The following is a 12573-nucleotide window of genomic DNA, read 5'->3' on the forward strand; positions in this document are numbered from 1 at the left end:
TCCTCTCCCCCCAAATGCGCAAAATGTATCCATTTCATCAATTCGCTGCTGACGTGTTTTTTCCTTTTTTATGAACAATTTTTATGAACGATCACATGAACGATCCGAATGATTTCCACCATTCATAAAACAAATTTTCTTTCGTCCCTATATAAACAAGCAAGGCAAACGCCGCGTAAAAAATCATCATTTCCACTATATTTCCTGTTCGATAGAGCGGAATTTTATAGCGCTTTGCCTGCAGCGGCCAAAATAGCGGCACACCTTGAACAGACAAAAAGTCTTCAATAATGTGAAACAAATATCCGAGTACAAAACCAGTCGCAAATAACGAAGAAGATTCCCACGTCACGACAAGGGCAATCATTCCCCATACAAGAAGCGAATGGGTCATGCCGCGATGGCCAAACGCTTCCTTCACTTTATTTGACATACCAAACGAGCGCCGGCCGACATACGATTTCGGCTCGTCAATGTCCGGAAGCAAGCTGCCGATCACGACACCTGCCGTATAACTTGCGGTAAACGAAAGCGGCGTCTGTGCCGCGACCGTTGCTCCTAATAGTAATGACGTAACAATGTGACTATGATACCGCAATGTAACCTCCTGTATGTAAAAAAATTTTTTCCTTAGCTCCTACATTATAACACATCAAAGGAATATTTGTTCGTTTTTTCATCACGATTTGACAGATTTGTGACAATCACGGCAAGTGTGACGAAGTTAACATCTCTTTATTTTCAATATGGCTATAGTAAGATTACAAACATTGTTGAAGGAGTGAAGCACAATGAAACGAAAACGATCTCCGTTATTGAATCGTTTCAAATATATGAAACCGATCGAACGATATGCTAATGACCATAGTGAGGTGACCTACGGCGACCGCGATTGGGAAAATGTTTACCGCCGCCGTTGGCAGCATGATAAAGTCGTCCGTTCCACCCATGGAGTCAACTGCACTGGCTCATGCAGCTGGAACATTTACGTAAAAGACGGAATCGTCACATGGGAAGGACAACAAATTGATTATCCGTCAACCGGACCGGATATGCCTGATTTTGAACCACGCGGTTGTCCTCGCGGCGCAAGTTTTTCTTGGTACATTTACAGCCCGCTCCGCGTGAAATATCCATACGTGCGCGGCGTGTTGATGGATATGTGGCGGGAAGCGCTACAAGAACATAAAAATCCGCTTGACGCTTGGAAAAGCATCGTCGAAAATCCGGAAAAAGCAAAACGGTATAAACAAGCGCGCGGAAAGGGCGGATTTGTCCGCGTCAGCTGGGATGAAGCGTTAACGCTTGTCGCTACATCACTATTATATACTGTCATCAAATACGGTCCGGACCGCAATGTTGGTTTTTCGCCAATTCCAGCGATGTCGATGGTCAGCCATGCGGCCGGTTCACGCTTTATGCAGCTGATAGGCGGACCGATGCTTAGCTTTTACGACTGGTATGCGGACCTGCCGCCTGCATCGCCGCAAATTTGGGGCGACCAAACCGACGTTCCGGAATCGAGTGACTGGTATAACTCCGGCTACATTATTACATGGGGGTCCAATGTACCGCTCACCCGGACGCCAGACGCCCACTTTTTAGCGGAAGTTCGCTACCGCGGTACAAAAGTCGTGTCAATCAGCCCAGACTATGCCGAATCGACAAAGTTTGCCGATGATTGGCTCAGCGTGAAACCAGGAACAGATGGCGCGCTCGCCATGGCCATGGGTCATGTTATTTTAAAAGAATTTTACGTTGAAAAGCAAATTCCTTATTTCCAACAATATGCAAAAACGTATACCGACTTTCCATTCGTCGTGACATTGCAAAAAGATGGAGACAGATGGGTAGCGGGTCGCTTTTTGCACGCAAAGGATATCGGCAGAAACGTTACAAATGCCGAGTGGAAACCGGCTGTCTTTGACGAAAACACAAAATCGTTTGCGATTCCAAATGGAACGATCGGCTCGCGGTGGGATGACAAAGGAAAATGGAATTTACACATGGTCGATGAAGGAACAGAAAAACCGATCGAGCCGCGCCTATCGTTTTTAGGCATCGAAGACGAACTGATCACGATTCATATTCCATACTTCTCTAATGAAGGAAGAGAAACGATCGAACGCGTTGTCCCGGCGAAAAAAATTCTTACCGAAGGCGGCGAAACATACGTAACGACCGTCTATGATCTTATCCTTGCTAATTACGGCGTCGACCGCGGGATTGGTGGAAACGTCGCCCGTACGTACAATGATCTTGTTCCATTCACGCCAGCATGGCAAGAAACGATTACCGGCGTCAAACGCGAGCTAGCGATTAAAATCGCGCGCGAGTTTGCGCAAAATGCAATTGATACCAATGGCCGCTCGATGATTATTGTCGGCGCTGGCATTAACCATTGGTTCAACTCAGATGCCATCTACCGCGCCGTATTAAACCTCGTCTTGTTTGTCGGCGCGCAAGGAGTCAACGGCGGCGGATGGGCGCACTACGTTGGACAAGAAAAACTGCGTCCGACGGAAGGATGGCAAACGATCGCGATGGCACGCGACTGGACGATGCCGCCAAAATTGCAAAATGGTACATCGTTCTTCTACTTTGCGACTGACCAATGGCGCTACGAAGAAATGCCAGTCGATGAACTTGTTTCTCCGCTTGTGAAAAAAGCACGTTATTCACATTATGCTGATTATAACGTTCTTGCAGTGCGTCTTGGCTGGCTTCCTTCCTATCCGACATTTAACAAAAACGGCATTGACTTGTATGAAGAAGCCGTTGCCTCTGGTGCATCGACACCGGAACAAATCGCACAATATGTCGCCAAGCAATTAAAAGAAAAAACATTGCGTTTTGCCATTGAAGACCCGGATCATGAAGCCAACTTCCCGAGAAATTTAATCGTTTGGCGCGCAAACTTAATTTCCAGCTCAGGTAAAGGCCATGAGTATTTCTTAAAACATTTGCTTGGCACGACACATGGCTTGTTGAACGACGATGAAGACAGCCTGCGTCCGCAAGAAATCACATGGCGCGACGAGGCACCGGAAGGAAAACTCGATTTATTAATCAACTTAGATTTTCGCATGGCGGGAACAGCGCTATATTCCGATGTCGTTCTTCCCGCTGCGACATGGTATGAAAAACATGATTTAAGCAGCACAGATATGCATCCATTTGTTCATCCGTTTAATCCGGCTATTTCTGCGCCATGGGAAGCGCGGTCAGACTGGGATATTTTCAAATCGCTAGCGAAAGCCGTTTCTGAAGTGGCCAAACAAATCGGCATGAAGCCGGTCAAAGAAGTGGTGGCGACTCCTCTTCTTCATGACACGGCGCAGGAATTGGCGCAGCCGTTCGGCAAAATACGCGACTGGAGCAAAGGCGAGTGCGAACCAATCCCAGGAAAAACGATGCCGAACATTCACGTTGTCGAGCGCGACTATACACAGCTGTTTGATAAAATGACTGCGCTTGGACCAAATGTAGCCAATCTTCCGTTTGGAACAAAAGGCATTACATGGTCGGCAAAAGAAGAATATGAAAAATTGAAAAAAACGTTAGGAACAGTTAAACATTCAACGATTGCCGGCGGGTGCCCAGACATTAGCGATGCGAAAAACGCGGCGGAAGCGATCCTCGCGCTATCATCGACAACAAACGGAAAAGTCGCCGTCAAAGCGTGGGAAGCGCTCGAGAAAAAGACAAATCTATCGCTTGTAGATTTAGCGAAAGAACGTGAAGAAGAATGCTTTACGTTCGAGCAAATTACCGCACAGCCAAAAACAGTCATCACTTCACCGGCGTTTAGCGGATCGGAAAAAGGCGGAAGACGTTATTCTCCGTTTACAACGAACGTAGAACGGCTCATTCCTTGGCGGACATTGACAGGACGGCAGTCGTATTACTTGGATCACGAATTAATGCATGAATTTGGCGAAGCAATGGCAACGTTTAAACCAACCTTGCAGCATCGCCCATTTTCGAAAAACCGTCCGGACATCAAAGGAAAAGAAATTATTTTAAACTATTTAACACCGCATAACAAATGGTCGATTCACAGCATGTACTTTGATGCGCTGCCAATGCTCACACTGTTCCGCGGCGGTCCGACCGTCTGGATCAACAAAGATGATGCCGAAGAAGCCGGCATTCGCGATAACGACTGGATTGAATGCTTCAACCGCAACGGCGTCGTTGTCGCACGCGCTGTTGTTTCTCACCGTTTGCCGCGCGGCATGGCATTTATGCACCACGCCCAGGACCGACACATTAACGTTCCTGGTACGAAACTGACAAACAACCGCGGAGGCACGCACAACAGCCCGACACGCATTCATATGAAGCCGACCCATATGATCGGCGGATATGCGCAATTAAGCTACGGATTTAACTATTACGGTCCAACTGGAAACCAACGCGACTTGTATGTCATTATTCGCAAATTAGAGGAGGTCGATTGGCTTGAAGATTAAAGCGCAAGTCGGCATGGTCATGAATTTAGATAAATGCATCGGCTGCCATACGTGCAGCGTCACTTGCAAAAATACGTGGACAAACCGTCCCGGTGCAGAATATATGTATTTCAACAACGTCGAAACAAAACCAGGGATCGGTTATCCGAAACAGTGGGAAGATCAAGACAAATATAAAGGCGGCTGGGAGCTCAAAAACGGGGAGCTCCAGCTGAAATCCGGCTCAAAAACAACGCGCCTTCTCAACTTGTTTTATAATCCGTATCAACCAACGATTGATGACTATTATGAACCATGGAATTATGATTACGAAACATTGACCACTAGCCCCGAAAAACGCCATCAGCCGGTCGCTCGCCCGAAATCGGCGATCACCGGCGAGTTCATGGAACTATCTTGGGGGCCAAACTGGGAAGACGATCTTGCCGGTGCTCACATTACCGGACTAAAAGATCCGAACGTTGTCAAAATGGAACAAGCGATCCAAGCGGAATTTGAACATGTATTTATGATGTATTTACCGCGCATTTGCGAACATTGCATCAATCCGCCTTGCGTATCAAGCTGCCCATCGGGAGCAATGTACAAACGCGATGAAGACGGCATCGTTCTCGTCGACCAAAACGCATGCCGCGCATGGCGTTACTGCGTAACAAGCTGCCCGTATAAAAAAGTATATTTTAACTGGCAAACGAATAAAGCGGAAAAATGTACGCTTTGCTTCCCGCGGATTGAAGCGGGCATGCCGACGATTTGCGCGGAAACGTGCGTCGGCCGTATTCGTTATATCGGCGTGATGCTTTATGATGCAGACAAAGTAAAAGAAGCTGCAAGCGTGGAAGACGAAAAAGCATTATATCATTCACAGCTTGAAATTTTCTTAGATCCACACGATCCAGAAGTCATCGCGAAAGCGAGAGAAGAAGGGATCCCAGAAGAATGGATTGAAGCAGCGCAACGTTCGCCGATTTATAAAATGATTGTTGACTGGAAAATCGCTCTTCCGCTTCATCCAGAATATCGCACATTGCCAATGGTATGGTATATCCCGCCGCTTAGCCCGATTATGAACATGTTTGAAGGAAAAGGAAGCAAAGCAAACGCGGAAGACATTTTCCCAGCGATTGATGAAATGCGCATCCCAATTCAATATTTAGCAAATTTATTAACAGCTGGAGATGAAACACACATCCGTATTACGTTGAAAAAAATGGCGGCGATGCGTTCCTATATGCGCGCGCGTCAAACAAACAAACAACCCGATATCAGCATGATAGAAGAGCTCGATTTAAGCGAACAAGATATCGAAGACATGTACCGTTTATTAGCGATCGCCAAATATAAAGACCGCTTCGTGATTCCGGCATCCCATCGCGAAGAAGTCGCCGAATTATACGCGGAACAAGGAAGCTGCGGTTTATCATTTGCCGGCGGTCCAGGTGCTTGCGGCACGCTCTCTTAATACGAGGTGATAAATGATGGATCAAGAACAAATGCAAACCGTGTTTTTATGCATATCCCATTTATTGTCATATCCTGATGAAGAATGGGCAAACTTGCTAGACGACTGCCTAGAAGCAATCCATACTGTACAAAATGATGCAATCGTCAATAATATCACGACTTTTATTCATCACATACAAACAATCCCTGCTCAGCAGCGAATGGAACAATATGTCGAAACGTTCGATTTCGGCAAAAAAACAAATTTGTATGTTACCTATATGAATACAGGCGAGCAGCGCGAGCGCGGTTTGGAGCTTTTGCAACTAAAACAGCGTTATAAAGCGGCCGGTTTTGATACGACCGACCAAGAACTCCCTGATTATTTGCCGCTAATGCTTGAGTTTGCCGCCTACGCGGAACAACAATATGTTGTTCCGCTCTTTGAAACATATGCAAACAATATCGATGAAATCCGAAAACAGCTCGCAGCCATTGAAAGTCCTTATACCGCTATTTTTGACGCTATTTTCCTGGCGTTCGAAGAACTTGGTGTGAAGCCAATCCCGAAAGGAAGTGTGTGATATGTTGAAACAATTTCTTTGGGTCATTTTGCCTTACGTTGTCCTAACGATTTTTATCGGCGGCCATATTTGGCGTTATCAATACGATCAGTTTGGCTGGACGTCCAAATCAAGCGAAGTATTGGAAAAAAAGCAGTTGCGTCTCGGCAGCCTTCTTTTCCATTGGGGAATTTTATTCGTTTTTATCGGACATGTCATGGGAATTCTGATTCCTGAAGCCGTTTACGAAACGATGGGCATTTCGGAAGAAGCATACCACCTCATTGCCCTTGCTGGTGGTATTCCGGCAGGATTGGCTGCTCTGATCGGACTAATCATTCTGACCCGCCGCCGCATAGCGGTAAAGCGCGTTAGAGTAACAAGCAGCCGTGGGGATTGGATCGCTCTCTTTTTCCTCGCGATTGTCATCTTAACCGGACTTTTTTCTACGCTGCTTAATATCGATTCCAACGGCTTTGACTATCGAACAACAATCGGTCCATGGTTCCGCGGCGTCCTAATGTTCCGGCCAAACCCAGCTTATATGGAACAGGTGCCAATCTGGTTTCAAATTCATATTATCGCAGCATTAGGCATTTTTGCCGTTTGGCCATTTACAAGATTGGTGCACGTGTTTAGCTTGCCGCTCCGTTATTTAAGACGAAGTTATGTCGTTTATCGTAAACGCATGCCTAAGCAAGCCGAGCAACCAAACAGCATTCATTAATAGGCGTCCTTTTTGCATATATGGAAAAACGGGATACCCCCTATCTCTATTAAGAGGTATCCCGTTATTCTTATATCTGGCTTATTTTTTCGGCTAACTCTTCTTTTTCTTCGTCCGATAAAAGCCGCTCGGCCATCGGGAATAACACGTTTTCTTCTTTCATAAAGTGTTCCGTCAAAATATGATATGCCTGAATAATTTTATCAGCTAGCGCCATGGCACTGTCCCGATCGACTGTTTCCGGAAGCTCCGCTGTCTTTGCTAAAAAAGATGTAATTCGTTGTTTCGCTTGATCATGTTCATACTCCATGACCGCAATCGGACCGGATGTTCTTCCGATATATTGAGCCATCATCGGAAACAACACACCTTCTTCCCGTTCTGAGTGTGGATCTAACTCATTGATAAATACTTGAACGTTTTTCCGCAATGCAAGCAATCGTTCTTTCCAATTTTGCACTCCAGCATCGCCGCCGATTGCCTGTGCTAATTCAAAAAGATATTGCTTTTGCTTACGCAATAGCTCATGTTCTTGTTTTAAACGCTGCAAACCTTGACATAGCTCCACTTCTTCATGTCCGCCCATATGGCAAAATGAATGCATCATCATCCCTCCTATTGCTTCTTTGTCTCCCATTTTATCCCGTTCCCTTTCAAAATGTTGTGCGCTATGTCACACAAATAAGCAAAGAAAAATCACGCAAGAAATTTCCTGCGTGATTTTTCTTCATCGCTATGACTGGCGTTCGAAATATTGCGACAACGTAACAATCATTGCGCCCATCCGCTCTAGTTCCGGAGCAACAATGCGGGTAATCCCCTCCTCCTGGAGCGCTTCAGCCGTCACTTTTCCAACCGCGCACGCGATAACCTGTTCGTTTAATGCTCGCCGGAACAACTCTATATCTTTTTGTTCTTTTACAAATGAAAATAAAAAACGAACTTGCATCGCCGCCGTAAAACAAACGGCGTCTACTTCCCCGCGGGTTACTTCTTCATACAGTTTTTCAAGTATATCGGAATCCGGTGCTACATGGCGATACGGAAGCAGTTCGGTGCATGCCGCGCCGTTTTCCTTAAGAAACTGCTTTAATGTCGGGGCCGTATCTCCGTGCAGCTGGATAATGACTCGTTTATCCGCGAATGAATGCATCCGAAGCGAGCGGATTAGTCCTTTGGTTGTTCCATCATCACTGGCAGCAACAGGAGCAACGCCAATTTTCTTTAATGCCGCTATCGTTTTATACCCCCGTACAGCTACGTTCGCGTGTTGAATTGTTCTCACAAATTCTTCTTTCACTTTTCCTCTCTCTGCCGCTTCTAGCAACGTTTCCACGCCTATACCAGTTGTGAAAATAAACCAGTCCGGACGCATCGCAATAACAGCGCGAATTTCGTCTTCCAGTTCTCCTTCCTTCGAAAATATTGTCCCTTGTGCCGGGCGCACGATCGCTATTCCACCTTGTTTTTCAATGAGTGCTGTCATTTCTTCCAATTTTCTTGACGCGCATAAGACGATGCGTTTGCCATGCATATTTCCTCCCCCTCTTCTAATTATGAATAAATTCATTGTAAAATAACGTCCTTCCGCTCGGCAATACATAAAAAAGAGCGTCCTCTTTTTTAAATGAGTCCGCTCCCTTCCTTTTCGCTTAATGCATATGTACAACTTGTTCTTCTCTTATATCAAACGCCCCATAAATACGGATCGGTTCAATAGAAATCACCTTATCTAGAGAGATGTTGATCAGCCTCATATTACGATTGTACACAAATAGCTTACGAGCATCTTGATAAAGTTTGACAGGCAAAAACGTAGCTTCTCCTTGATCGGTTTTAATTTTTACTGGCTGTTTTTCCTCGATCCAAACCATTAACTGCTTATACAGCTCCCGCATAATAGGAAAATCCCCCTTTCATTAACCATTATAAAAATAAACCACGGGAGAAAGAACGAAGAAAAATCAACAAATTGTTAGCTCTGCATATCAGATTTTGTCAATAACAAAAACAGAAGATGCCTTCTTCTTGGATGGAGTCTTATTATTTTTGTTGAAAAACAAAGATTTATGTCAAAAAAACACTATGAATTCACTCTTAACATCCGACACGTTTTTTGTTTACAATGTAATATATTAGCAGTCATTGTTGATTTGCTTCTAATGTACCGTATTACACGAAAGAAGGTGCTGCTATGCTTGCTATTTTAAAAGATTTTTTACTAAATTTGTTCTTTATTCTTATTCCGATTTTTATCGTTCCTTTATGGGTGGAAGAAAGAAATATACCTAGACATATCAAACAACATTTGTTCACCGTTTGTTTGGCACTCGTCATTATTTTATGTATCACCATTCCTGTCGACTCGAATCCAGATTTCATTTTCGACTTGCGGCAAATACCGCTTTGGTTAGGGAGTTTATATAAAGGACCAGCAATAAGCTTGTTTTTATGTTTAGTAACCATTGGTTGCCGCTCGTTGTTTGGAGGGGCCGGATTTTTCGTTACTGTCATTACCTCCATCCTCATTATGGCAACAAGCATAACTTTATCGAAAAAATTTTTGCTGTTACCATCCAAGCATCGTATATTGCTTGCTACTGCACTATGCTCTTTTTCCGGATTTTTATCCGTCGGACTGGCCCAAATGTTCCACAGCATTGTATCACCACCTTCTATCATGTCTCTTACCTATTTGGTTGTCCAGCCGATATGTATGCTAATTGTTTGTTCATTAAAAGAAATGATATACAAAAATATAGAATTACGGAAACGGATTATCCGTGCGGAAAAAATGGAAGTAGTGAGCCATCTAGCGGCATCCATTTCCCACGAAGTACGAAATCCGCTTACCGCTGCGCGCGGATTTATGCAACTGTTGGAGCAGCACTACCTTTCTCCGGAAAAACGGAAGCAATATATACGAATCGCCATTGAAGAGTTAGATCGTGCAGAAGCAATTATTACCGATTACTTAACATTTGCGAAACCGGCCCCCGAGTCGGTAGAAAAGTTGAATGTCAAAACAGAAATTGAACGCGTAATCGACCTTTTACGACCGCTTGCCAATATGAACAGTGTGGAAGTAAAAACAACATTAGCTCCGTTTACGATAACTGGAGAGCGCGAAAAATTCCGCCAATGTTTGCTCAATATTATGAAAAACTCCATCGAGGCAATGCCAAACGGCGGTGTGATGCAAATTTACGTTTCTATTGAAAAACAGCGCGTCCTCATTCGCATCTCTGACACGGGAGTCGGCATGACAAAAGAACAAATCGATCGGCTAGGAGAACCGTATTTTACAACAAAAGGAATTAAAGGCACTGGCCTCGGCATGATGGTCGTGTACCGCGTTATTGAATCCATGAACGGGACGATTCATATTAAAAGTGAAATACATAAAGGAACAGAAGTATCGATTTATCTTCCACTTTCTTCATCAAATTCTCACGATCTCACAAACGAAGAAAAAAAGGTTTCTGCGGCATTATAAAACGGCGACATGACCGAAGGCCTAAAGAACGCCCTGTCTCTAGTAGCCGGTGCAATTTGTTACATACTTTCTTTTTCATCAAAAACAGAGTGTTCGTGCTATTTTTTCGGAAAATTGCGTAAATTGGAAATCACCTTGCTGAGACTCCCTTTCGTTTATCTCTATACTATTTTTTGTTACAATACACATTAGATTTGTTGCATTACGGCATATATATCATGATATTCATTTCCAAATCATTAATGAAAAGGAGATTTTCCATGATTCATGTAAAAACAGAAAGAGAAATTAAATTGATGCACGAAGCAGGAAAATTATTGGCAGCTTGCCATCAAGAAATCGCCCAGTTAATTAAGCCAGGAATTACCACGATGGAAATCGACCGCTTTGTAGAAACGTTTTTAGCAAAACATGGCGCAAAACCGGAACAAAAAGGATATCGAGGCTATCCTTACGCAACGTGCGCTTCGATCAACGACGAAATTTGTCACGGGTTTCCTCGTAATGAGCCGTTAAAAAACGGGGATATTGTGACGATCGATTTTGTTGTCAACTTGCACGGGGCGCTTGCTGATTCCGCATGGACGTATGCGGTCGGCGATGTCAGTGAAGAAGTAAAAAAATTGCTTTATGTGACGGAGCAATCTCTATATAAAGGGATTGAACAAGCGGTAATTGGCAATCGCATCGGGGATATCGGCCATGCGATCCAAACATATGTCGAAGCAAACGGCTTTTCCGTCGTCCGAGATTTTACTGGACACGGAATAGGACCAACGATTCACGAAGAACCGTACATTCCTCACTTTGGTGAAAAAGGAAAAGGATTGCGTCTAAAAGAAGGAATGGTGATTACGATTGAACCGATGGTAAACATCGGCGCATGGCAAAGCAAAATGGACGATAACGGCTGGACGGCAAGAACGGTTGACGGCTCTTATTCCGCACAATACGAGCATACGATCGCCATTACGAAAAACGGTCCGCTCATTTTAACATCTCTTTCTTAATCAGCAAACAGAAAAGGACTAACCGCTTCTCTTTCGTTAGTCCTTTTCTAATTAGCGTATTTTATTTTACATAATATTATTATAGTTACATTTATATACTGCACTTACCAGTTTTTCTGTGACTTGTTTTAACGGTTGCGTAGAGTGCAGCCAGCCATTTCTTCCCCTTTTCATTTCATTGTTGGAACTATTAAACGGTTTTATTAATTTGTTGCATCATTTCCAACCATTGAAAGCAAGGCACAAGACGCGAAATCTCACCGTGACTATCGTTCCCACATTATTTGCTTTTTTCATTTATCGATTATTTTTTATCGACAAAACATGTACGTAAAAACATAAACAGCTGACAAATGGTGCCGGCTGTTTACCCTTCGACCACTTTCACATAAAACGTCCGTTGGCGCGGTCCGTCATATTCACAAAAATAAATTCCTTGCCATGTTCCTAAAAGAAGCTTGCCATTCGTAATAATGACATGTTGCGATGCACCGACCGTGCTTGCCTTCATATGCGCCGCTGTATTTCCTTCCATATGCCGGTCAAGCGGATGTTCCCACGGATACGTTTCATCAAAACGCCGCATCATATCTCGCTTTACATCAGGGTCGGCGTTTTCGTTAATCGTAATTCCCGCAGTTGTATGCGGGCAATAAACGATGGCGAATCCTTCTTTCACTCCAGCTTGACGCACCGTCTGTTCGACGAACGAAGTAATGTCCACCATCTCATCGCGCTTTGTTGTTCGAATCGTAAATGATTGCAACATATTTTTCTTCACCACCAAGCAAAAATTTGTTACTGAAAAAATCATTTTGCTACTCTTATATTATAACGTATGCAAAAAAGGTGAAAAACA

The 12573-nt window shown here is 44.1% G+C and carries 11 protein-coding genes; 6 read left to right on the forward strand and 5 right to left on the reverse strand.

What is annotated here, in order from left to right:
* Positions 1-91: 91 nt before the first annotated feature.
* On the reverse strand, positions 92-598 hold the full coding sequence (locus FNL97_RS09610) for a metal-dependent hydrolase (protein ID WP_143415664.1): 507 nt from the start codon (positions 596-598) through the stop codon (positions 92-94).
* Positions 599-791: 193 nt separating this feature from the next.
* Here FNL97_RS09610 and FNL97_RS09615 point away from each other — a divergent pair, with 193 nt between their 5' ends.
* The 4 genes from FNL97_RS09615 to narI are packed head-to-tail and all read left to right on the forward strand — an operon-like array spanning position 792 to position 7208.
* Complete coding sequence (locus FNL97_RS09615) at positions 792-4475, forward strand: nitrate reductase subunit alpha (protein WP_143415666.1); 3684 nt, start codon at positions 792-794, stop codon at positions 4473-4475.
* Positions 4465-5937, forward strand: a complete 1473-nt coding sequence (narH, locus tag FNL97_RS09620) for a nitrate reductase subunit beta (protein ID WP_143415668.1) — start codon at positions 4465-4467, stop codon at positions 5935-5937. The genes FNL97_RS09615 and narH overlap by 11 nt, the downstream gene beginning before the upstream one ends.
* 16 nt (positions 5938-5953) lie before the next feature.
* On the forward strand, positions 5954-6502 hold the full coding sequence (gene narJ / locus FNL97_RS09625; protein WP_062754228.1) for a nitrate reductase molybdenum cofactor assembly chaperone: 549 nt from the start codon (positions 5954-5956) through the stop codon (positions 6500-6502).
* Position 6503: 1 nt separating this feature from the next.
* The gene (gene narI / locus FNL97_RS09630) at positions 6504-7208 is read left to right on the forward strand and encodes a respiratory nitrate reductase subunit gamma (protein ID WP_143415670.1); all 705 of its coding nucleotides are present in this window, start codon (positions 6504-6506) and stop codon (positions 7206-7208) included.
* 70 nt (positions 7209-7278) lie between these two features.
* Here narI and FNL97_RS09635 read toward each other — a convergent pair whose 3' ends face one another.
* The 3 genes from FNL97_RS09635 to FNL97_RS09645 form a co-directional block, all read right to left on the reverse strand.
* The gene (locus FNL97_RS09635; RefSeq protein ID WP_143416310.1) at positions 7279-7812 is read right to left on the reverse strand and encodes a hemerythrin domain-containing protein; all 534 of its coding nucleotides are present in this window, start codon (positions 7810-7812) and stop codon (positions 7279-7281) included.
* Between the two features lie 129 nt (positions 7813-7941).
* Entirely contained in the window at positions 7942-8742 is an 801-nt protein-coding gene (locus FNL97_RS09640; protein WP_143415671.1) for a uroporphyrinogen-III synthase, read from the reverse strand.
* A 118-nt stretch (positions 8743-8860) separates the two neighbouring features.
* Entirely contained in the window at positions 8861-9106 is a 246-nt protein-coding gene (locus FNL97_RS09645; RefSeq protein ID WP_143415672.1) for a hypothetical protein, read from the reverse strand.
* Between the two features lie 296 nt (positions 9107-9402).
* On the opposite strand from FNL97_RS09645, the gene FNL97_RS09650 reads away from it, so the two are divergent.
* Positions 9403-10704 carry a sensor histidine kinase gene (locus FNL97_RS09650; protein WP_143415673.1) on the forward strand — a complete coding sequence of 434 codons (1302 nt, stop codon included), beginning with the start codon at positions 9403-9405 and terminating at the stop codon, positions 10702-10704.
* Between the two features lie 260 nt (positions 10705-10964).
* Positions 10965-11714, forward strand: a complete 750-nt coding sequence (gene map, locus FNL97_RS09655; RefSeq protein ID WP_143415674.1) for a type I methionyl aminopeptidase — start codon at positions 10965-10967, stop codon at positions 11712-11714.
* A 367-nt stretch (positions 11715-12081) separates the two neighbouring features.
* On the opposite strand, the gene FNL97_RS09660 is transcribed toward map, so the two are convergent.
* The gene (locus FNL97_RS09660) at positions 12082-12483 is read right to left on the reverse strand and encodes a secondary thiamine-phosphate synthase enzyme YjbQ (protein WP_143415675.1); all 402 of its coding nucleotides are present in this window, start codon (positions 12481-12483) and stop codon (positions 12082-12084) included.
* Between the last annotated feature and the right edge of the window lie 90 nt (positions 12484-12573).

Origin of the sequence: Geobacillus sp. E263 (assembly GCF_007197795.1) — a bacterium.
Lineage (GTDB): Bacteria > Bacillota > Bacilli > Bacillales > Anoxybacillaceae > Parageobacillus_B > Parageobacillus_B toebii.